22 protein-coding genes are annotated in these 20,900 nt (G+C 73.7%); 7 read left to right on the top strand and 15 right to left on the bottom strand.

What is annotated here, in order from left to right; genetic code table 11:
• Positions 1-78: 78 nt before the first annotated feature.
• The 5 genes from K7854_RS23675 to K7854_RS23655 all read right to left on the bottom strand — a co-directional run bounded on the left by K7854_RS23675 (position 79) and on the right by K7854_RS23655 (position 5,761).
• Positions 79-1,005 (bottom strand): sirohydrochlorin chelatase, encoded by a 927-nt coding sequence (locus K7854_RS23675; RefSeq protein WP_226028572.1) that lies wholly within the window; start codon positions 1,003-1,005, stop codon positions 79-81.
• Between the two features lie 138 nt (positions 1,006-1,143).
• On the bottom strand, positions 1,144-2,145 hold the full coding sequence (locus tag K7854_RS23670) for an N-acetylglucosamine kinase (RefSeq protein WP_226028571.1): 1,002 nt from the start codon (positions 2,143-2,145) through the stop codon (positions 1,144-1,146).
• Positions 2,142-2,819: a uracil-DNA glycosylase gene (locus K7854_RS23665; RefSeq protein WP_226028570.1), complete on the bottom strand. Its 678-nt coding sequence runs from the start codon at positions 2,817-2,819 to the stop codon at positions 2,142-2,144. The genes K7854_RS23670 and K7854_RS23665 overlap by 4 nt, the downstream gene beginning before the upstream one ends.
• A 70-nt stretch (positions 2,820-2,889) precedes the next feature.
• The gene (locus K7854_RS23660; RefSeq protein WP_226028569.1) at positions 2,890-4,044 is read right to left on the bottom strand and encodes a WD40/YVTN/BNR-like repeat-containing protein; all 1,155 of its coding nucleotides are present in this window, start codon (positions 4,042-4,044) and stop codon (positions 2,890-2,892) included.
• An 82-nt stretch (positions 4,045-4,126) separates the two neighbouring features.
• Positions 4,127-5,761, bottom strand: a complete 1,635-nt coding sequence (locus K7854_RS23655) for a DNA alkylation response protein (RefSeq protein ID WP_226028568.1) — start codon at positions 5,759-5,761, stop codon at positions 4,127-4,129.
• A 118-nt stretch (positions 5,762-5,879) separates the two neighbouring features.
• On the opposite strand from K7854_RS23655, the gene K7854_RS23650 reads away from it, so the two are divergent.
• Positions 5,880-6,632, top strand: a complete 753-nt coding sequence (locus tag K7854_RS23650; RefSeq protein ID WP_226028567.1) for a PaaX family transcriptional regulator C-terminal domain-containing protein — start codon at positions 5,880-5,882, stop codon at positions 6,630-6,632.
• Positions 6,633-6,636: 4 nt separating this feature from the next.
• Here K7854_RS23650 and K7854_RS23645 read toward each other — a convergent pair whose 3' ends face one another.
• Both K7854_RS23645 and K7854_RS23640 read right to left on the bottom strand, forming a co-directional pair.
• Positions 6,637-7,437, bottom strand: coding sequence for a pectate lyase (locus K7854_RS23645; protein ID WP_226028566.1), 801 nt, complete (start codon positions 7,435-7,437; stop codon positions 6,637-6,639).
• Between the two features lie 197 nt (positions 7,438-7,634).
• The gene (locus tag K7854_RS23640) at positions 7,635-8,714 is read right to left on the bottom strand and encodes an NADH:flavin oxidoreductase/NADH oxidase (protein ID WP_226028565.1); all 1,080 of its coding nucleotides are present in this window, start codon (positions 8,712-8,714) and stop codon (positions 7,635-7,637) included.
• 139 nt (positions 8,715-8,853) lie between these two features.
• Here K7854_RS23640 and K7854_RS23635 point away from each other — a divergent pair, with 139 nt between their 5' ends.
• Positions 8,854-9,216, top strand: a complete 363-nt coding sequence (locus K7854_RS23635; RefSeq protein ID WP_226028564.1) for an ArsR/SmtB family transcription factor — start codon at positions 8,854-8,856, stop codon at positions 9,214-9,216.
• A gap of 171 nt (positions 9,217-9,387) precedes the next feature.
• The gene (locus tag K7854_RS23630) at positions 9,388-9,843 is read left to right on the top strand and encodes a DUF6214 family protein (protein ID WP_226028563.1); all 456 of its coding nucleotides are present in this window, start codon (positions 9,388-9,390) and stop codon (positions 9,841-9,843) included.
• Positions 9,844-9,888: 45 nt separating this feature from the next.
• Here K7854_RS23630 and K7854_RS23625 read toward each other — a convergent pair whose 3' ends face one another.
• Positions 9,889-10,545 (bottom strand): DUF305 domain-containing protein, encoded by a 657-nt coding sequence (locus tag K7854_RS23625; RefSeq protein WP_226028562.1) that lies wholly within the window; start codon positions 10,543-10,545, stop codon positions 9,889-9,891.
• A gap of 206 nt (positions 10,546-10,751) precedes the next feature.
• On the opposite strand from K7854_RS23625, the gene K7854_RS23620 reads away from it, so the two are divergent.
• On the top strand, positions 10,752-12,254 hold the full coding sequence (locus tag K7854_RS23620) for an LVIVD repeat-containing protein (protein ID WP_226028561.1): 1,503 nt from the start codon (positions 10,752-10,754) through the stop codon (positions 12,252-12,254).
• Here the strand turns inward: K7854_RS23620 and K7854_RS23615 are convergent.
• From K7854_RS23615 to K7854_RS23595, 5 genes are all read right to left on the bottom strand, one after another.
• Positions 12,242-12,958, bottom strand: coding sequence for a TetR/AcrR family transcriptional regulator (locus K7854_RS23615; RefSeq protein ID WP_226028560.1), 717 nt, complete (start codon positions 12,956-12,958; stop codon positions 12,242-12,244). The genes K7854_RS23620 and K7854_RS23615 overlap by 13 nt on opposite strands.
• 144 nt (positions 12,959-13,102) lie before the next feature.
• A complete protein-coding gene (locus tag K7854_RS23610; RefSeq protein ID WP_226028559.1) occupies positions 13,103-13,792 on the bottom strand; it encodes an HAD family hydrolase in 690 nt (229 codons plus the stop codon).
• A gap of 80 nt (positions 13,793-13,872) precedes the next feature.
• On the bottom strand, positions 13,873-14,544 hold the full coding sequence (locus K7854_RS23605) for a phosphatase PAP2 family protein (RefSeq protein ID WP_226028558.1): 672 nt from the start codon (positions 14,542-14,544) through the stop codon (positions 13,873-13,875).
• Positions 14,545-14,601: 57 nt separating this feature from the next.
• Positions 14,602-15,537 carry a M56 family metallopeptidase gene (locus tag K7854_RS23600; protein WP_226028557.1) on the bottom strand — a complete coding sequence of 312 codons (936 nt, stop codon included), beginning with the start codon at positions 15,535-15,537 and terminating at the stop codon, positions 14,602-14,604.
• 145 nt (positions 15,538-15,682) lie between these two features.
• Complete coding sequence (locus K7854_RS23595) at positions 15,683-16,255, bottom strand: DUF5134 domain-containing protein (protein ID WP_226028556.1); 573 nt, start codon at positions 16,253-16,255, stop codon at positions 15,683-15,685.
• 199 nt (positions 16,256-16,454) lie between these two features.
• On the opposite strand from K7854_RS23595, the gene K7854_RS23590 reads away from it, so the two are divergent.
• Together K7854_RS23590 and K7854_RS23585 are read left to right on the top strand one after the other, a co-directional pair.
• On the top strand, positions 16,455-18,152 hold the full coding sequence (locus K7854_RS23590; RefSeq protein WP_226028555.1) for an FUSC family protein: 1,698 nt from the start codon (positions 16,455-16,457) through the stop codon (positions 18,150-18,152).
• Complete coding sequence (locus K7854_RS23585) at positions 18,149-18,730, top strand: MarR family winged helix-turn-helix transcriptional regulator (protein ID WP_226028554.1); 582 nt, start codon at positions 18,149-18,151, stop codon at positions 18,728-18,730. The genes K7854_RS23590 and K7854_RS23585 overlap by 4 nt, the downstream gene beginning before the upstream one ends.
• A 222-nt stretch (positions 18,731-18,952) precedes the next feature.
• On the opposite strand, the gene K7854_RS23580 is transcribed toward K7854_RS23585, so the two are convergent.
• Together K7854_RS23580 and K7854_RS23575 are read right to left on the bottom strand one after the other, a co-directional pair.
• Positions 18,953-19,717, bottom strand: coding sequence for a VOC family protein (locus K7854_RS23580; RefSeq protein ID WP_226028553.1), 765 nt, complete (start codon positions 19,715-19,717; stop codon positions 18,953-18,955).
• Between the two features lie 154 nt (positions 19,718-19,871).
• Entirely contained in the window at positions 19,872-20,264 is a 393-nt protein-coding gene (locus K7854_RS23575; RefSeq protein WP_226028552.1) for a VOC family protein, read from the bottom strand.
• An 84-nt stretch (positions 20,265-20,348) separates the two neighbouring features.
• Here K7854_RS23575 and K7854_RS23570 point away from each other — a divergent pair, with 84 nt between their 5' ends.
• Positions 20,349-20,888, top strand: coding sequence for a GNAT family N-acetyltransferase (locus K7854_RS23570; protein WP_226028551.1), 540 nt, complete (start codon positions 20,349-20,351; stop codon positions 20,886-20,888).
• Positions 20,889-20,900 lie beyond the last annotated feature (12 nt).

Raw genomic sequence — 20,900 nt, 5'->3', positions numbered from 1 at the left:
GGCCACGCCGAAGGGGCCCGCTCCTCACAGAGAGCGGGCCCCTTCACACACGCCTGGAAAGGCAAGCGCAAGCGCACGTCACCGAACCGGCGCCCCCTGCGCCTGCTGCGGCGAGATACCGAGCGCCGTCGTGTACTTGGCCAGCGCCAGCTTGCCGATCGCCGGATACGGGCCGAGCGGCTCCGCGGTGGCGCAGCCGGCCTCCTTGGCCGCCTCCTCCAGCACGGACGCCTCGATCTCGGGGCCGATCAGATACGGCGCGAGCGCCAGCTGCTGGGAGCCCGAGGAACGCAGCTGCTCGGCCACGGACGCGATCGAGCCCTCCTCGTCCAGCGCCGCCGCGATCACCGGCACGGCGAGGCGCGCGGCGAGCAGCATGCCGGTGATCCCGGCCGCCTGGACGGCCTCGTCGCCGCCCACGGAGGCCAGGATGATGCCGTCCGCGGCGGTCGCCACGGTGAACAGGCGGGCGCGGTCGGCACGGGCGAGCCCGGCCTCGGAGAGCCGCACGTGCAGGGCCTCGGCCAGCAGCGGGTGCGGTCCGAGCACATCGGTCAGCTCGGCCGCGATCTTGCTGTCCATCACGGCCTGCCGGATCCGGCGCAGCAGCGCGTTGTCCGGCCCGGCGAGCAGCGGCACGACGACCGCGACGGGGCCCTCGGGCTCCTTCACCTCCAGGCCGGCGGCGCGCGCCTGCTCGAAGCGGGCGGTGCGCTCCTCGGCGGCCTGGACGAGCACGGAGGTCAGGGAGGGGAACTCGGCGCCGTCGTCCCCGTCGAGGTGGCCGATCCGGGCGTCGAGCCCGGGCAGCTCGGAACGGGCGATGCTGATGACCTCGTCGGCGAGGCTCCGGGTGGCGCTACTGGGCGTCCCCGGCACCGCGAGGACGAGCGCCGGCGCGCCCTCGGGAGCCACCAGGGGTTCGGGACGGCGGTGCCGTCCGGGCTGGCGGGGGCGCGGCATTCGTACTGGCAGGCCGGACGCGGGCCCAGTGGGGGAGCTCATGGCGCCGCATGTTACTGGTTTCCGGGGTTTCCCTGTTCGGGGAGGGTGCAGGTGAGCGGTATCCGTCCGGTTTTGTCTGATGAGTGATGTACGGATCGGCCGACATCGGCATGATTCACCTCGTCGGCCGACCACTTCTCAGCCGTCTGCTCCGCCGTCCCGGACACGTGTCACCCACAGCATCCTGTCGTCACCCGGAAGGGCGAGTGAGCCGGTCGCCAGATCGGCCGCGATCCGGACCGAGCCGTCCAGCGGATCGCCCTCCGCGACCGTCCACCGCGCCCGCGGCAGCCGCTTCTTCAGCTCCTCGCCCAGCGGTGTGAGGAGCGGGTCGCCGAGCCGCCGCAGCCCGCCGGTGACCGCGACGAGGGGCTCACCGCCGCCCGGACAGACCGCGGCGGCCGAGTCGGCCAGGTGCCGGGCGGCGGCCCGCAGGATCTCCGCCGCGACCGGGTCGGCGGCCGCACACGCCGCCACCTCGGGCGCGAAGGAGGCCAGGACTGCGGGCCGGTCGGACCGCGGATACACCTGCCCGGGCAGTCCCGCCACTGGGCCGAACCGCTCCTCGGCGCGGGCCAGCAGCGATGCGGAGCCGCCCGCCCGCCCGTCATGGGCGCGCAGCGCCGCCTCCAGGCCCGCCCGCCCGATCCAGGCGCCGCTGCCGCAGTCGCCCAGCAGATGGCCCCAGCCGTCCGCCCGGCGCCAGCGGGACAGGTCGGTGCCGACGGCGATCAGGCCGGTGCCCGCGGCCACCACCGCCCCGGCCCGCGGACCGAGCGCGCCCACGTACGCGGTCACGGCGTCGGCGACCAGGGCGACCGTCCGCACGCCCAGCTCCCGGGCGAGCGCACCCGGCAGTTCGGCGCGCAGCGCGTCGCCCAGCGTGGCCAGTCCGGCGGCCCCGACGACGACGGTGTCGAGCCGGGTCAGGCCGGTTTCGGCACCCAACGCCCTGGCCATGGGCAGCAGTTGCCCAAGGAGGTGCCCGGGGTCGATCCCGCCCGCACCGGTGCGGACGGGTTCCCCCGAATCACGCCGAGCGAGCGGACCGAGCGGACCGGGTCCGTCGCCGCCGACGGCGCCCACGACGGCGCGCAGCCCCGAGCCACCGGAGTCCACGGCCAGGAAGCCGCCGCTCACGGCAGGCGCCAGTCGACCGGCTGACCTCCCAGGCGCATCAGCAGGTCGTTGGCCCGGCTGAACGGCCGGGAACCGAAGAAGCCCCGGTCGGCCGACATCGGGGACGGGTGCGCCGACTCCACGGCCGGCAGGTCGCCGAGCAGTGGCCGCAGATTGCGGGCGTCGCGGCCCCAGAGGATGGACACCATCGGCTTGCCCCGGGCCGCGAGCGCGCGAATCGCCTGCTCGGTGACCTCCTCCCAGCCCTTGCCGCGGTGGGCCGCGGGCTTGCGCGGGGCCGTGGTGAGCGCCCTGTTGAGCAGCAGCACGCCCTGCTGGGTCCAGGGCGTCAGGTCCCCGTTGGAGGGCTGCGGGAGATTCAGGTCGGTGTGCAGCTCCCGGTAGATGTTGACGAGGCTGCCGGGCAACGGGCGTACCTCGGGGGCCACGGAGAACGACAGCCCGACGGCGTGTCCCGGGGTGGGGTAAGGGTCCTGTCCGACGATCAGGACCCGTACGTCGTCGAAGGGCTGCTGGAAGGCCCGCAGGACGTTCGCCCCCGCCGGGAGGTAGGTGCGGCCGGCCGCGATCTCCGCGCGCAGGAACTCACCCATCGAGGTGATCCGCCCCGCGACGGGTTCCAGGGCCTTCGCCCAGCCCGCTTCGACGATTTCATTCAAGGGTCGTGGTGCCACGGGCGTCACCCTACTGCCGTACGGGTGACGCCGATCAACCGGTGGCCAAGGCCGGTCCCCCCGCTCCGGTTCATCCGACGACCGCGGCCCGCACGCACAGCACGTCCGGCAGGTGGGAGGCCAACTGCCGCCAGCTGTCGCCGTCGTCGGCCGAGGCGAACACCTCGCCGTTGCGGTTGCCGAAGTACACGCCCGCCTGCTCCGCGTCGTCCGTGGACAGCGCGTCGCGCAGCACCGTGCCGTAGTGGTCCTCCTGGGGCAGGCCCGCCGAGAGCGGCTCCCAGCTCTTGCCCGCGTCCGCGGTGCGGAAGACCCGGCACCGGTGGTCCGCGGGCACCCGGTCGGCGTCGGCGTTGATCGGGAAGACGTACGCCGTGTCGCCGCGGTGCGGGTGGGCGGCCACCGCGAAACCGAAGGTGGAGGGCAGACCCTCGCCGATGTCCGTCCAGTGGGCACCGGCGTCGTCGCTGCGGTACACCCCCCAGTGGTTCTGGAGGTACAGGCGGTCCGGGGTGGCCGCGTCCCGCGCGACCTTGTGCACGCACTGGCCGAACTCCGGGTCGGGGTCGGGCAGGAAGACGGCGGAGACCCCGGAGTTCGACGGCGCCCAGCTCGCGCCGCCGTCGGCGGTGCGGAACACCCCGGCGGTGGAGACGGCGACCGTCACCGACCTGGGGTCGCGCCGGTCGGTGAGGACGGTGTGCAGCCCCTCACCGCCACCGCCCGGGACCCACTTCGACCGGGTGGGGTGCTCCCAGAGCGGGCGGACCAGCTCGAAGCTCTCACCGCGGTCCTCCGAGCGGTACAGCGCCGCCGGTTCCGTGCCCGCGTAGACCACGTCCGGTTCGGCGGCCGCCGGGTGCAGCTGCCACACCCGCTCCAGGGAGGCGCCGGTGTCCTTGGGGAACTTGACGGCGGGCGCGGCCGGTTCGGTCCAGGTCCGGCCCAGGTCGTCGGAGTGGAACACCGACGGCCCCCAGTGCGCGCTGTCGCCCCCGGCCAGCAGCCGCGGGGTGCCGCCGCGGGTGTCGAGGGCGACCGAGTAGACCGCCTGTGCGTTGAAGTAGGGACTCTCGTCGAACTCCCAGGTGCCACCCCGCCGGCGCCCGATGAACAGGCCCTTGCGGGTGCCCACGGCGAGCAGTACCTCGGTCATGCCGATCACCTCCGCGGCGTCCTCGTCGACGCCTTCGTCTCGGACACGGGCCAGTCTGCACCCAGCCACTGACAGTCACCCCTGGAAAGGGCTCCGCCCCAGGTCAGACGGTGGTGTCGGGTCCGGTCGGGGGTGTCTTCGGGCCGGCCGCTCAGCTCTCCTCGGGCAGCGCCCGCGCCAGGATCGCGCCGAGGCCGGCCGTGTCCGGCAGCGTGCCGAAGGAATGCCCCCAGTCACCGCCGAGCCTGCTCGCGCAGAAGGCGTCGGCGACGGCCGGCGGGGCGTGCCGGACCAGGAGGGAGGCCTGGAGGGTGAGGGCCATCAGCTCCACCAGGCGCCGGGCCCCGGTCTCGGACGCCGCACCGAGCCCGGCCCGGAGCCGGGTCACCGCCGCGTCCAGCCGGGCGTCCGCCCCGCCCGCCAGGGCCAGTTCCGCGAAGAGGGCGTCCGCGCAGGCGGGGGAGCGGCCGAGGGCCCGCAGCACGTCGAGGGCGTTGACGTTCCCCGAGCCCTCCCAGATCGACAGCAGCGGCGCCTCGCGGTAGTGGCGCGGCATGCCCGACTCCTCCACGTAGCCGTTGCCGCCGAGGCACTCCAGGGCCTCCGCGGTGAACGCCGGGCCGCGCTTGGTCACCCAGTACTTGCCGACGGCGGTGGCGATCCGCCGGAACGCCGCCTCACCCGCGTCACCGCGCACGGCGCGGTCGGCGGCGCCGGCGAGCCGCAGGGTGAGGGCGGTCGCGGCCTCGGACTCCAGCGCGAGGTCGGCCAGGACGTTGCGCATCAGCGGCTGGTCCACCAGCCGGGCGCCGAAGGCGCTGCGGTGCCGGACGTGGTGACCGGCCTCGACCAGGGTCTTGCGCATCAGCGTCGCCGAGGCCATCACGCAGTCCAGCCGGGTGCAGTTGACCATCTCGATGATCGTCTTGACGCCCTGCCCCTCGGGCCCGACCAGCCAGGCCACCGTCCCGTCGAACTCGGGCTCCGAGGAGGCGTTGGACCGGTTGCCGAGCTTGTCCTTCAGCCGCTGGATGCGGAAGGTGTTGCGGGTGCCGTCGGGCAGCACGCGCGGCACCAGGAAGCAGGACAGGCCCCCGGCGGCCTGGGCCAGCACCAGGAACACGTCGCACATCGGCGCCGACGTGAACCACTTGTGCCCGCGCAGCGTGTAGAGGCCGGGCTCGGCGGTCGCCGTGGCCGTCGTGGTGTTGGTCCGCACGTCCGAGCCGCCCTGTTTCTCGGTCATCCCCATGCCGGCCAGCAGTCCGCGCTTGTCCGTGGGCGTCCGCAGCCCCGGTTCGTACTCCCGTGAGGTCAGCAGCGGTTCGTAGACCTTCGCCAGGTCGGGCTGGGCGCGCAGGGCCGGGACGGCCGCGTACGTCATCGAGGTCGGGCACCCGTGCCCCGCCTCCGTGTGACCCCAGACCAGTCCGCCGGCGGTCCGCGCGACGTGGGCGCCCGGCCGGTCGTCGGCCCACGGGGCGCCGGCCAGGCCCTCGCCGACCGCGACCCGCATCAGGCGGTGCCAGCTCGGGTGGTACTCGACCTCGTCGACCCGGTTGCCGTACCGGTCGTGGGTGCGCAGCACGGGCTCGTACCGGTTCGCGAGGTCGCCCCACTCCTGCGCCTGTGCGCTGCCCGCCCGACGGCCCAGCCGCCGCAGGCCGTCCTCGGCCCACCCGGCGCCCTCCCGGCGCACGCCCTCCAGCAGGGCGGTGTCGTCGGACGCGTCGTAGGGAGCCGGGGGAGGAGGCTGATTGGTGACGTCGTGCGTCGCGTAGGTCATGCTTCCGAGTGTTGCACTTTCCCTGCGAGCGCAGCAATAGTGCAACACGACGGGCGCACGTACAGTACGTGCTCATGCAGTACGTGCTCATGTGGACGAACGACGCGGGCCCGCGCGGATGAGCGGTTCCCAGGCCCCCGACGGACTCACGCTGCGTCCGCTGTCCGCGCGGTCGGTGGTCCTGAGCCTGCTGCTCGGCACGCATCCCCCGGAGCTGCCGGCGCGGGACCTGGTGCGGCTCGTGGCGGGGTTCGACGTCGGTGCCTCCACCGCGCGCGCGGCGCTGAGCCGGATGACCTCCGCCGGGGACCTGCGGCGCACGGACACCGGCTACCGGCTCAGCGAGCGGCTGCTGGAGCGCCAGCGGCGCCAGGACGAGGCCCTGCGCCCGCACACGCGCGCGTGGGACGGCGACTGGGAGACGCTCGTGATCACCGCGACCGGGCGCGGTCCGGCCGCCCGGGCCGAGCTGCGGGCCGCCCTGACCACCCTGCGCCTGGCCGAACTCCGCGAGGGCGTCTGGCTGCGTCCCGCCAACCTCGACCGCCCGCTGCCCGCGGGTCTGGACCGGGTGGCCGAGCGGCTCGTCTCACGCCCCGGGACCCCGGCCGGTGACCTGGCCGCGCGCCTGTGGCCGCTGGACGACTGGGCGGACACGGCACGGGCGCTGCTCGCCCAGGTCGACCGGTCCCGGCGTCCGGCGGACCGCCTCACCGCCTTCGCGGCCGTCGTGCGGCATCTGCTGGCCGACCCGGTGCTGCCCGCGGAGCTGCTCCCGGCCGACTGGCCGGGAGCAGCCCTGCGGGACGCCTACGCGCGCTACCAGCGGGAGCAGTCCGGTCAGGTCCGGGCGCACGGCACCCGGACCTGACGCCTCACTTGTAGGTGATGTCGGACGAGGAGTACTTGCAGTAGGTGCCGTCCGCACCGGAGCCGTTCGAGTCCGGCTCGTCGCCGTCGTCGTTGCCGATGTACTTCTGGCACGGGACGATCTTCTTGCTGCTGTCCCCGACGATCGTGATGTCGCGCAGGGTCGCGCTGTCGCCGTAGTTGGTGTTGATGCCGGCGATCCGGCTGCCCTTCCAGCTGACCTCGATGCCGCTGAGGTTGATCGTGCGCTTGTACTGCGTCGAGCAGTTGCCGCAGGAGCGGACGAAGGTGCCGAAGTTCTTGACGGCGAAGCCGGAGACGTTCAGCGTGCCCGCGCCGTTGAACTGGAACACCTTGTCACTGGCCTCCTTGGCGCCGCCGCCGGAGACCGTGTAGACGTTCGACGACGAGGAGCCCCGGAAGGTCGCCGCGTCCTCGCCGACGTCCTCCCACCAGACGTTCTGCAGGGTGCAACTGCCCTTGCAGTGGATGCCGTCGGCGGCCGGGGCGCCGATGATCACGTTCTTGAGGACGGCGCCGGGGGCCAGTTCCAGGATCGGGCCCTGGTCCTCGTCCTGGCCGTCGGAGCCCAGGTCGCCGGTGCCGTACAGGCGCTTCATCCCGTAGTCCTTGGTGCCGGACACCGCGATGGTGGAGGAGACGCCTTCGCTGCCGTTGGGGGTCGGCCAGGTGGCGGCCTGCGCCGAAGGGGCTCCGGAGGTCATGAGCATGCCAACCGAGAGTCCGAGAGCGGCCAGCGCGCCGGTCGCCGCGCGCCGGGCGGGCGGTCGTGTCGCAGGGGTCATGTTCTGATCCCTTCCATAGGGTGTGGGGGTGGAACGGAACATGTACGTGAACGACGATCGTCATCATGACCGAGTGCGCGAACGCGCGGTCCAACTTGTGGGGAAGTATGGAGCCGCGGCGTTCGCGATGGTCATGCTGATGAACGGACCGTAGAGGGCAAGCGCTTTCTAGTCAACGCCTCGCGCGAAACCCCGCCTCATACGGCCCAGCCGTACTGGTCCGGCGTCCGGGCGTCCGCGCCCAGCTCCCGTGCCGCGTGCTGGGCCCAGGACGGGTTGCGCAGCAGTTCGCGTCCCAGCAGCACCGCGTCGGCCTCGTCGTTGGCCAGGATCTTCTCGGCCTGCTCGACGTCGGTGATCAGGCCGACGGCGGCGACCGGCAGCGTGGTCTCGGCCTTCACGCGGGCGGCGAAGGGGACCTGGTAGCCGGGCCCGGTGGGGATGCGGACGCGCGGGGCGTTGCCGCCGGTGGACACGTCGAGCAGGTCGACGCCGTGGGCCTGGAGGTCGCGGGCGAAGCGGACCGTGTCGTCCGGCGTCCAGCCGCCCTCCTGAAGCCAGTCGGTCGCCGAGACGCGGAAGAACAGGGGCTTGTCGTCGGGCCAGACCTCCCGCACCGCGTCGACGACCTCCAGGGCGAACCGGGTGCGGTTCTCGTACGAGCCGCCGTAGGCGTCGGTGCGGTGGTTGGAGTGCGGCGACAGGAACTCGTGGATCAGATAGCCGTGGGCGCCGTGGATCTCGGCGATCTCGAAACCGGCCGCCAGCGCCCGGCGCGCGGCCTGCGCAAACTGGCCGGCGATGTCCTGGATCTGCGGGATCGTCAGCTGGGCCGGCACCGGGTGCCGCTCGTCGAACGCGAGCGCGCTCGGGGCCAGCGGCTGCCAGCCGTGGGCATCCGCTCCCACCGGCGCCCCGCCCTTCCAGGGCTGTGCGGTGGAGGCCTTGCGGCCGGCGTGGGCCAGCTGGATCGCCGGCACCGTGCCCTGGGAGTGCAGGAAGTCCGTGATCCGGCGGAACGCCTCGACCTGCGTGTCGTTCCACAGCCCGAGGTCCTGCGGGGAGATGCGGCCCTCGGGCGACACGCCGGTGGCCTCCACGACGATCAGGCCGGTGCCGCCCACCGCGCGGGCGGCGTAGTGCGCGAAGTGCCAGTCGCCGGGCACGCCCGCCAGGGGGCCTTCCGGTGCGGCGGAGTACTGGCACATCGGCGGCATCCAGACCCGGTTGGGGATCGTGGTGTCACGAAGCCGGAGGGGCTCGAAGAGGGCGCTCATGGCGGGCTGCTCCCTTGGTCGCGAGGACGGGACGGTTGGTACGGTACCTCTCGTAGTACGCCGGATGTCAAACTACGGCGTCCTTCGTACAATGGGAAGCCCTGCCGTCCGGTGGAACCCCCGACCGACTGGAGTCGCCGTGACCCTCGCCGCCACTGCCGCCGGCGCCCGCGCGCTGCCTCATCCGACGCGTGCGGAAATCCGGCTCGAAGGGCTGCTGCACGCGCTGTCCGACCCGGTGCGGCTGCGGATCGTGCGGGAGCTGGCCGTCGACAGCGACGCCCTGTTCTCCTGCTCGCACTTCGACCTGCCGGTCAGCAAGTCCACCACCACCCACCACTTCCGGGTGCTGCGCGAGAGCGGAGTGATCCGCCAGACCTACCGGGGCACGGCCAAGATGAACGGCCTGCGCAGGGACGACCTGGACGCCCTCTTCCCCGGGCTGCTCGACGCCCTGCTCGCCGCGGCCGCCCGCCAGGCCGCGGTCGTGGGGAGCGGCTGACGCGGGCGGGGGCCGCGGGGCTCGCTCCGCTGACAGGGTGCCGCCCTCGGTGAACGAAGCGTGTTCCGTTCGTATTGAATGTGATCATTCGGTTACGTTGCGTATGTGCTCGAAGCATCCTTCGTTGATCGTTCTCTTCAGCTTTCCGACCGCTGTCCGGACGACGGTGAGATGTCCGTGCGGCACGCCTGGGTGGTGAGCGAGGGTGGCACCACGACCTCGTGGTTCGACGTCCGGCTGGCCTTCGCCGACGGCGCCCGGGTGGACGCGCTCGCCGTGCTGTCCGGCGCGGACCTGCGGGTCGAGGACGTACGGGCCCAGCCGCCGCTGTCCCTCGACGACCTGGCCGTGCTCGCGGAGTGGCTGGAGCACCCCCTCTTCGAGGCCTGCGTCGCGGCCCCCGCGCGGGGTGCCCCGACCGGGGCGCGGCGGGCCCGGCCCGAGTGGCCGCGTGGCAGGGAGGGGCGCAGGCGCGTCGCCCAGGAGTACCGGAGGGCCCGGGAGCAGGGCGGCGACCCGGTCCTCGCGGTGATGCGCGCGACCGGGCACAGCAGGCGCCGGTCGCTCAGGCTGATCGGCCAGGCCCGGGACGAGGGCTTCCTGACGCCGCGTCGCGCTCGCCGCTGAGAGGCGACGGCCGAGGGCCTGCCCCGGCGCCGGGCCGGCCCGTCGTCACAGCATCGCGCGCATACGGGAGATCTCGCTCGTCTGCTGGGCGACCACGTCGTCGGCCATCTCCTCGATCTGCACGTTGTTGCCCTCGGACTTCACGTCCGTGGCCATGCTGATCGCGCCCTCGTGGTGAGTGATCATCAGGGTGAGGAAGAGCTGGTCGAAGGCCTTGCCCTCGGCCGCGCGCAGCTTCTTCAGCTGCGCCTCGGACGCCATGCCCGGCATCGCGGCGTGCTCGTGCCCGCCGCCGGCCGCCTTCTCGCCGTGGGTCTCGAGCCAGCCCTCCATCGCCTTGATCTCCGGGCCCTGCGCGGCCGAGATGCGTTCCGCCAGCTTCTTGACCTGGCCGGACTCCGCCTGGTCCGGCGCCAGTTCGGTCATCTCCAGCGCCTGGGCGTGGTGCTGGATCATCATCCGCGCGTAGGAGACGTCCGCCGAATTGGGGGAGTCGTCGTCCGCGCGCTGTTCCTCGGCGTCCTCGGCGGACAGGGTGCGGTTGCCCTCGCCCGGCTTGCCCGGCGCGATCACCGAGGGCCCGGCGGCGGCCGCCGAACCGGTGTCCGGTCCCGAGTCGCAGGCCCCCAGCCCGAGCACGGCCAGTGCGGTCAGCGCGGCCGTGACGAGGGACGCGCCGGACATCGCGGGGCGAAAGGACACAACGACCTCCTGTGGCTGGGGTCGTCCCTCCCGGGAGGGACGCGGAGCACTTCGTGGGTGCGATGACCGTCCTAGCACGCTTCCGCGCGTCACTGATCAAAAAACTTCATTGCGTGTTTGTTGCCCCCTGTTGGTATGTGCATGGCGAAGACGATACTGCGGGATGCGTGAACCGTTCCGACGGGAACGGACGTTGGGAGGAAACAGTGACCCTGTTGAACGACCCGCGAACGCGGCGCAGACGCCTGGGAGTCGCGGCTGTCGCCGCCGGACTCCTGTGCGCCCTGCTGACCGCCGGCCCCGCCGTGGCAACCCCCGACCCCGGGGACGGTCCGGCCACGTCGAAGGAGGTCTCCAAGAGTGCGCGCGCCGAGGTGCGCGACGCCGTCGAGAGCGGCGAGATACCCGGCCAGGACGAGATCGTCCACTCGGACAACATCCAGCACCTGACCAACATCCCCAAGGACGCGCTGCCCGGCACCAACTCGGACCTGGCCTTCCAGGGCCGGTACGCCTTCGCCGGAAACTACGACGGCTTCCGCATCTTCGACATCAGCAACCCGAAGAAGCCGAAGACCGTCGCCCAGGTGCTGTGCCCCGGCTCGCAGAACGACATCTCCGTCTCCGGGGACCTGCTGTTCCTGTCGACCGACTCCTCGCGCAGCGACAGCAGTTGCAACAGCACCACGCAGCCCGCGACCGAGAAGTCCTCCTGGGAGGGCATGAAGGTCTTCGACATCAGCGACAAGCGGAACCCGAAGTACGTCGCCGCCGTCGAGACCGCCTGCGGCTCGCACACCCACACGCTGGTGCCCGAGCGGAAGAACGTCTACATCTACGTCTCCTCCTACTCCCCGAACGCCGCCTACCCCGACTGCCAGCCGCCGCACGACGGGATATCCGTGATCAAGGTGCCGCGCCAGGCACCCGAGCGGGCGGCCCTCGTGGGCTTCCCGGTGCTGTTCCCCGGTGAGGGTCCCGACGGCGGCGGCAACCCGGGCGGGCCCACCAACCCGGGCGTCTCCAAGACCACCGGCTGCCACGACATCACCGTGCTGCCCTCCGAGGACCTGGCGGCCGGCGCCTGTATGGGCGACGGCATCCTGTTCTCCATCAAGGACCCCGAGCGCCCGAAGGTCATCGACCGCGTCCAGGACAACGTGAACTTCGCGTTCTGGCACTCGGCGACCTTCAACCAGAAGGCGAACAAGGTCGTGTTCACCGACGAGCTGGGCGGCGGCGGCGCCGCGACCTGCAACGCGGAGATCGGCCCGAACCGCGGCGCCGACGGCATCTACGACATCACCGGCCGGGGGGACCACCGCAAGCTGGTCTTCCGCAGCTACTTCAAGATCCCGCGCCACCAGGCGGACACCGAGAACTGCGTGGCCCACAACGGTTCGCTGATCCCGGTCAAGGGCAAGGACATCATGGTCCAGGCCTGGTACCAGGGCGGCGTCTCCGTCTGGGAGTTCACCGACTCCTCGCGGCCCAGGGAGATCGCCTACTTCGAGCGGGGTCCGCTGAGCACCGACACCCTGAACACCGGCGGGTCCTGGTCGGCGTACTACTACAACGGCTACATCTACTCGAACGACATCGCCAAGGGCTTCGACGTCCTCAAGCTCAGCGACCGGCGCACCGACCCGGCCAAGCGGGTCCACCTGCGGGAGCTCAACACGCAGACGCAGCCGGACTACTTCGACTGAGCGGTCGGGTCCGTCCGGTCCTGCTCCGACCGGGTCGGCCGGTCCAGCACACCGGTCGCGAAGAACCGGGACAGGTCCGGGTCGCACCCCGTCCCGCCGGGCGCCTCGGCGTCCGGCGGGACACCCAGCTTCCAGTCCAGCCGGTAGCGCTCGAACAACTCGGCGCGCAGCTCCGGCACCGGCATCGGCACCCCGGGCACGAGCGCCGCGAAGACGGCGCCCATGAGCTGGGCGCGCAGCATCGGGTAGTCCCGGTCGACGTCCTGCGAGCCGTGCCGGGCCACGGTGTCCCGCAGCAGCTCCGCCAGCCGCCGCTGCTCCGGACACGGCACGAAGCCCACCTCCGCCTGGAGCAGGCCCGCCATGTGCTGGCGCATGAGCACCGGCCGGTCCCGGGCGAGCCCCAGGATCGCGTCGATGGCCCGGGCCAGCCGCTCGCGCCCCTCGCCGGTGCGCGGCTCGCGCTCCAGGGCCTCCTCCAGGGTGCGGTGCATCAACCGGTGCACGGCGGACTGCACCAGCTGGCGCTTGCCGGGGAAGTAGTACGAGACCAGCCCCCGCGCCGAACCCGCACGGTCCGCGATGTCGCCCAGCGTGGTCGCCTCGTACCCGCGCTCGCCCACCAGCTCCACGGCGGCCTGCAGAAGACGCTCCTTCGAGCGCCGCCGCAATTCTTCATTGACCGAGGCGCTGCGCGGGGACATGCTGTACTCCTGCGTTGACTGGCTGCCAGCCAACTATACTCGGCGCAGGCGGAGGGCCTTCACCGGCCGTTCCGGCTACCGTCTGCCTCGGGCGACACGGGGGATCGTCCGAGGCGGACGGCACCGCCCACTGGTTGCCTCGGGCTACGGGACGAGGTCCAGCACCGGTCGCAGTCCCGCCGGGCGCTCCGCCACCGGCAGGTGGTCGACGAAGTGCACTGCGCATCCCAGCGCCGCCGCGCCGCCGTCCGCCCTCCGGTCGTCGCCGACCATCAGCGTCCGCTCCGGCTCCACGCCCAGCGCCGCGCAGGCGACGCCGAACAGCCGGGGATCGGGCTTGCGGATGCCGTGCTCGAACGACAGGACGTACGTGTCCACGTACCGGTCGAGGCCGTGTGCGCGGAACACCGGACGCAGGTCCCAGCCGATGTTGCTGACCACACCCACGGCGATGCCGCGCCCGCGCAGCGCGCTCAGCACCTCGGCGGCGTCGGCGTAGGGGCGCCACGCGTCCGGCGACATGTGCCGCTCGTAGAGCACGTCGTGCAGGCCCGGGTCCGGCAGCGGCACCTGCCGGGAGAGTCCGGTGTACGCGGCCCGGTGCAGCTCGGAGCTGTCGTCGCGGACCTCCCACACCTCGGCGAGGTCACCCGGCACCCGCAGCGGTGGTGCGCCGCCGGGCAGCGCTCCCGCTCGCTGGAGGGCCTCGGCCGTCCGGGCCAACTCCGGTGCGGCAAGCTCCAGTCCGGCACCGTCGAGCGCCGCGCGCAGCCACGCTTCGGTGGATTCGATCCGGAACAGGGTTCCGGAGAAGTCGAACAGAACGGCGGTCATGGTCCGGATCCTAGGGGGCGACGGCAGGGAGCGGGTGGCGCGGTGCCCGCAAGAGCCGGCCCGGCGGACGGCCCTCGCGCTCACGGATGCCGGCGCCGGTGCACCAGCACGGCGAGCGCCACGACCAGGGCGCCCAGCAGCCAGCCGCCGAGGACGTCGGTGGCCCAGTGGACGCCGAGCCACACCCTGGTGACGCCCACCCCGGCCACGGAGACCGCGGCGACGGCGAGGCCCGCACGGCGCAAGGTGCGGCCGGCGTCGTAGTGGTGGAGCAGCCACACCAGCAGGCCGCACACGAACGTCGCGGTCATGGCGTGACCCGAGGGGAAGGCCGCGTAGTGCGCGGAGTCCACGGGATCGGGCCACACCGGGCGGGGGCGGTCCACCGCGGCCTTGAGGGCCTGTTGGAGGAGACTGCCCAGCAGACAGGTCACCCCCAGCCATACGGCCGTCCACCGGTCCGCCCGGCGCCACCACAGCCACAGCACCACCACCGCGCACAGCAGGCGCATCGTCCAGGTGTCCCACACCCAGTCGGTGAGGATCCGCATGGCCCGCGTGACGCCGCCCTCCTCGACCGCCCAGCGATGGGTCGTGGCGGCGATGTCCTCGTCCAGCCGCACCAACGGGCCCCATTCGACGGCCACCAGGGTGAGCAGGAGCACGGAGCACACGGTCAGTACCCAGGTGACGCGGAGGGCGGTGCGTGGCTGCGGAGGGGCGGGCGGGGAGTCGACCGGCGGCGTCTGCATGCCGCGATCCTCGCCGAACCGATGCCTCCGGGGCCACTGCCGCGGCCGGGACGGGCCCTAGCCCAAGGCCCGCAGCCCCGGCGCGAACGCCACCAGGACCGGGACGGCCGGTACCAGCGCGGCCGCGGCCGTCAGCCGCAGCCTGCGGGCCGCCGGCAGCCGGTTCGGCGGGGTGAGCAGCCGGTGCACCCGCTGCGGGACGTCGGCCCGGGCGGCCGGGCAGGGACCGAAGACCCCGCGGTCCTCGTTCAGTTCGACCAGGGCCAGGGCGGTCGTCAGGCGGCCGAAGCGGCGTGAGGCCACGTCGTCGGCGGCGAGTTCGACCAGGCGGTGCATCTCGTCGCGGAACGCGGCGAACACCGGGACCTGCGGAAAACCCTCCGCCAGCGCGGCGGAGCAGTGCAGCAGCCAGTCGTGCCGCGCCTGCGCGTGCCCCTTCTCGTGGGCGAGCACCGCGTCCAGCTGCCGGCCCTTGAGGCGGCGCAGCGCCGCGGTGGTGACCACCAGTTGAGGGGGCGTGCCGGGCAGCCACCAGGCGTCCGGCCGCTCGCCCTCCAGGACGACCAGCGGTCCCGCGCCGGGCTCCTCGCCGGGCAGCAGCGGAGCGCGGTGCCGCAGCTCCGCCCGGCGCAGCCGGCGCCGGGAGCGGGCCCGTACCACCTCCCGGGCCAGCATCACGGCGCTCCACAGTCCACCGCAGGCCAGCGTGAGGGCGGTGGTGGCCGCCCAGAGGCCGGAGGTGCCCAGGGCGTAGGCCTCGACCACCGGGCCGGGAGCGGTCGCGAAGACGGGCCCGCCCACCGCGTGCCAGGCCGCCGCCGCGCTCAGCGTCATCGACAGCGCGCAGCACACGATCACCGCCGCCACCACGCACTGCCAGACCCACAGGGCGACCACCGGTTCGCGATCCGGCCAGTCGGCCCGGGCGAGCAGCCTGGGGGCGAGCACGGCGGTCAGGGCGCCGAGCAGCAGCAGTGCCGCGGGGAGAATCATGGGGGCAGCCTATGAGCGCCGTGCCGCCGGCAGCACGGACCCGGGCGCAAAGTGACGCAGACAACGATTGCGCCCGGCGTACACCGGGCAGGGCGGGCCCCGGACGGCCCGGCTCCCGGGGCGGACCGCGCCCCGGCCGGGTGTCTCACAGGGGCAGCAGCATGGCCAGCATTCCGATCGCCATGGAGAGCCGGCAGGCCCGCGCCAGCTCCGGCCGGTCACCCCATCCGGCCCCCGTGCCGGCCCCGGGTGCCGTCCCCGGACCGCCCCCGGCCACCGCCCCGACGGGTATCAGCCGTACGCCCGTCAGCAGCACGTATCCCGCGAAGTAGAGCAGCAGCACCCCGGTCAGCACCGGTGTGCCGGACGTGCCGTGTCCGTGCGCGTGGCCGGGGGACCCGGCCATCACCACCGCCATGTAGACCATCGCCGCGGCTCCCACCAGGTGGTGCAGGTGGTGGCGCGCCGACCGGGCGGCCCACAGCGCCCGCAGTCCGGCGGCGCCGAAGACCACCGCGTAGGCGGGCCAGACCCAGGCCGGCGGGGTGAACACCGCGGCGGGTACGGCCATGGCGGCCATGCCGAACCCCATGAGGGCCTCGCCGCCCGCGGCGCGGCGCTGGTCCTCGACGCCGCTGCGCATCCGCAGCAGGCAGTAGGCGCCGGTCGCCGCGCACAGCGCGACCAGCAGCCATCCGGGCGACGCCGGTCCGTGCACACGCACCTCCCCGTTCGGCGGTCCACGGTCGGTCAAGGACTGCCCCGGCCGTACGGCGCGCACGCGAGCGCAAGGGTGTACGCGGGGGCACCCGGGGAGCGCACGCCCCCTCCGCGGTGGAACACCCCTGGTCGGTGCCGGGAGTGGCTGCCCGTCCGACATTTGATTTACAGGTAAAACACTTGTTAATCTATCCCTCATGAGCAGTGCGACCCCCACCTCCGGCACCTCACCGGCCCGCCGTCTGTCCCTGGCAGGCGTGCTGCGCCTGCGCCGGCCCTCCGAGATCTGGTTCAAGCCCGCCCTCAGTTCGGTCGCCGCCGTCGCCCCTCCCAACCTGCTCCTGCTGGCCGTCGGCCGGCTCGACCTGGCGATGTACACGATGGCCGGGTCCCTGTGCGCGCTGTACGCCCACAATCGCCCCTACGCCGCCCGCGCCCGCACCCTGGCGTGGGTGGTGCTGGGCATGATCGGCGGCCTCGCCGTCGCCCTGGTCACCGCCTCGCTCACCGGCAACGCCGTCGTCCTCGTCACCGTCGGCGCGCTGCTGGCCGCCGTGCAGAAGGCCCTGTGCGACGCCACCCGGGTCGGCCCGCCGGGCAACGTGGTCCTGACCTTCATCAGCTCCGCCGCCCTCTTCGTGCCGCAGACCCTCGGCCAGGTCCCCGGCCACCTCGCGCTGGCCGCCGCCGCGGGCGTCTGGGCCTGGCTCGTCGGCATGGCGCCCGCACCGGTCCGCCCGCACGGCCCGGAGCGCCGAGCCACCGCCCAGGCCCTGAACGCCGCCGCCGCGTACGCCGCCGCCCACGGCACCGGCGCGGACGGCGACACCCACGCCCCCGCCCGCGCCGCCGGGTACGCCGCCGTCCAGGCCGCCTGGCAGACGCTGCTGGCGCTGCCGGCCACCGGCGCCCGCGCCGCCACCCGGCACGCCCTGGAACGCCTCGTGGTCCGTGCCGAGGTCGCGCTCGCCGCCCCCGCCGACACCGACCCGGAGCGGCTGCGCTCCTGGGCCCGCGCCCTGCGCGGCGCCGGCCGGATCCCGCGCACCGGTGACGCGCCCGGGGGCACCGACGAACTCCTCGGCGTGGACGCCGAACTCGCCGCCCGACCCGCGCCCCTGCGGCAGCGGCTCGGCCCGCTGGCCCCGATCGCCGCCCGCACCGCCCTCGGCTGCGCCCTGGCCGGATACGCCTCCCTGGCCCTCGGCATCGGCCGCCCCTACTGGGCCCTGGTCACCGCCGCCGCGCTCTACCAGGCCAACCTGACCCTCACCTGGAGCCGGGCCGTGCAGCGCGTGGTCGGCAACCTCGCCGGGGTGCTGCTCTTCGCCGCCATAGCCCCGCTCGCGCACCTCGGACAGGCGCTGCTCGTCCTGTGCTGCCTGGCCCTCAACTTCGGCGCCGAAGCCCTCATCACCCGCAACTACTGGCTCGGCAGCGTCTGCGTCACCCCGATGGCGCTGCTCGTCACCGAGTTCGCCGGCTACCAGGCCACCGGCGACCTGATGACCGAACGGGCCGTGGACACCCTCGTCGGGGCGCTGGTCGGCTTCCTCGCCGCCGTCGTCGTCACCAACCGGCGCGCCGGGAGCCGCGTCGAACAGGCGGTGACCGCGGCCGACCGGGCCCGGGAGCACGCCGTGCGCCTCCTCACCGAGCCCGCCCCCGCCCCCGGCGCCCTGGAGGCCGCCCGCCGGTCCCTGGCCGCCGCGCTGACCGACCTGCGGGCCACCGCCGACGGCGCGGCCGGTGAATGGTGGGGACGCGCGCTGCCCCAGGAGAGGGTCGTGCTCGCCGAGCAGTCCGGACACCGTACGCTCGCCGAGGCGGTGCGACGCCAGGCAGCGCGTCCGGACCGGGACGCGGGCACGAGAACGGAGGACGTACGGCCATGACCGCAACCGACGGGGGAGCGAACGACGGGGGAGCCGGTTCGCGTGCCGGTTCCGGCGACGGCGGGACGGGGCCGGGCGGCGACACCGTGGCCGCGGTCGTACGCCAGTGGCGCGCCGTCCACCCGGATCTCGACACCGGGCCCATGGAGATCATCGGCCGCATCAACCGCTGCGCCGCCCTCCTGCAGCAGGCCGAGGACGCCCCGCTGCGGCGCGCGGGCCTCAGCCGGGCGGAGTTCGACCTGCTCGGTGCGCTGCGCCGCACCGGACACGAACTGACCCCCGGGGAGCTGGCCCGGGAGACCTTCTCGTCCGGCGCCGCCGTGACCAAGCGCCTCAAGCAGCTCACCGAGCGCGGCCTCGTCGAGCGGCGCGGCGACACCCGCGACCGCCGGGTCGCCCACGTCCGGCTCACGGACACCGGACGCGACCTCGTCGACGGCATCCTGCCCGAACAGCTCGCCTACGAGTCGGCCGTCCTGTCCGGCGTGGACGGGCCCCGGCAGGGCGAACTGGCGGCGCTGCTCGGCGGGCTGCTGGGGCAGCTGGAGGGACGGCTGGACGCGCTGCGGGCCTGAGCAGCGCCGCCGACTCACCCTGCCGGGCCCGTCCACGCCGGGCAGGACCGACCCACGTGGGCTGCCGTGCCAGTCAGAGCGGCGGCCGGACGCGCTGCGGGCCTGCGGGGCCCGGCGGCCGGGCGGGTCGGGGCGTGTCACCGTCCGGCGGGCGGCGGGTGTCGCACGCTGCCCGGCGCCGCGGGCCCGAGCTGCCCGGGTGCCGCCGCCGCGCGGAGCGGGTCAGCGCTCGTCGCCCGCTCGGTAGACGCCGAACATCGCGCCCTGCGGGTCCCGCAGTACCGCGATGCGCGGGCCGTCGGGCACGGAGGTGGGCTCCATGAGCACGGTGCCGCCGCCGTCGGTCGCGTCGACCGCGACGGTGTTCACGTCCGCCACCGCGAAGTACGGCAGCCAGTGCGCCGGCACCTCGTGCGGGAACTTGTCGTCCATCGTCACCATGCCGCCGAAGTCCGCCCCGTCGATGCCCCACTGCGGATAGCGGTCCGAGGCGCCGACGCTCCAGCCGAACACCGTCGTGTAGAAGTCGGCGGCCCGGCCGGGCTCCCGGGTCAGCAGCTCCACCCAGCCCAGCGAGCCGGGCGCGTTGAACAGCCCGGCACCGGGGAACGAGCGCCCCTGCCACAACTGGAACACCGCCCCGCCCGGGTCGGCGGCCACCACGAACCGGCCCGAGTCGAAGACGTCGGTGGGCCCCTGGAGGGCCACCCCGCCGGCCGCCGTCACCTGCCGCGCGGCCGCGTCGGCGTCGCGCACGGCGAACGACACGTTCCAGGCGACCGGCTGACCCTGCTGGTACAGCGGCGTCAGGGCGGCGACCGCCGCGCCGTCGATCCTGGCGATCGTGTAGCCGCCCGCCTGCTGCCGCGGGTCCGTCTCCGGGTACCAGCCGAACAGCTTGGTGTAGAACCGCTTGGCCGCTTCCAGGTCGGTGGTCCCCAGCTCCGCCCAGCAGGGCCCGCCGGTCACCGGTTCGTGGAGCTTCATCGTGGTGGCGTCCTTCCGCCGGGGCCGTGGACCGTACATCCCCCCAGCACACCGAGGCCCCCTCCAGCACGCTAAGGCCGGCCCGCGACCGCGGCCATCCGGCGACGTACGCGCCCGGCGACGTACGCGCCCGGCCCCGTTTCCGTCCGGCGGCTCAGATCCCGGGCCGGTAGCGCAGCGGATGCTCCGCGGGCACCTCCACCAGCACGATCCGGGTGCCGTCCGGGTCCGCGATCCACATCTCCACCAGCCCCCACGGCTCCTTGACCGGCGGTCGCACGATCTCGACCCCCTTCGCGCGCAGTTCCTCGTGGGCCGCAGCCGCGTCCTCGACCTGGAGCCACAGGGCGAGCCCGGGGGTGAGGGGGGTGTCGGAGCGCCCGGAGACCTCCAGGAAGCCGCCGCCGAGGAAGTAGACGGTGCCCCGCTCCGGACCGGTGCCGAACTCCCGGTGGACGGCGAGACCGAGCTGCTCGCCGTAGAAGGCGCGGGAGCGATCGGGGTCGGTGGGGCGGAGCAGGGTCCGGCTGCCCAGTACATGCACCATGCGTCCCGAGACTAGCGGCGGGCACCGACGGCGTTACGCTCATCGGTGCCCGCGCCGTGCCCGAGACCGAACCGGAGACGCCCCATGGACACCGCCGCCAGCCCGCTGACCTACCGCGACGCCACCGACGCCGACGTGGACGCGCTCGTGGCGCTCATAGAGTCCGCGTACCGGGGCGACGCCAGCCGGGCCGGGTGGACCACCGAGGCGGACATCCTCGAGGGGCAGCGCACCGACCCGCAGGGCGTGCTGGAGGTCGTCAAGGCGCCGGACAGCCGGCTGCTGACGGTGGAGCGGGAGGGCAGGATCGTGGCCTGCTGCCAGCTGGAGCACCGCGGCGCGCACGCCTACTTCGGGATGTTCGCCGTCAGCCCGGCGCTCCAGGGCGCAGGACTCGGCAAGACGATCATCGCGGAGGCCGAGCGGCAGGCCCGCGCGACGTGGGGCGTCACGGAGATGCACATGACCGTGATCTCCGTGCGCGAGGACCTCATCGCCTGGTACGAGCGCCGCGGCTACCGCCGTACGGGCGAGATGACCCCCTTCCCGTACGGCGACGAGCGCTTCGGCATCCCGCAGCGCGACGACCTCCGGTTCGAACTGCTGGTCAAGCCGCTGGTGTGACGCGTGCGGCCG

It is taken from the genome of Streptomyces hyderabadensis, from assembly GCF_020404845.1.
Classification (GTDB): domain Bacteria; phylum Actinomycetota; class Actinomycetes; order Streptomycetales; family Streptomycetaceae; genus Streptomyces; species Streptomyces hyderabadensis.
Note: the sequence above shows the minus strand (reverse complement) of the source record. Positions and strands in the feature narration are given on the sequence as shown.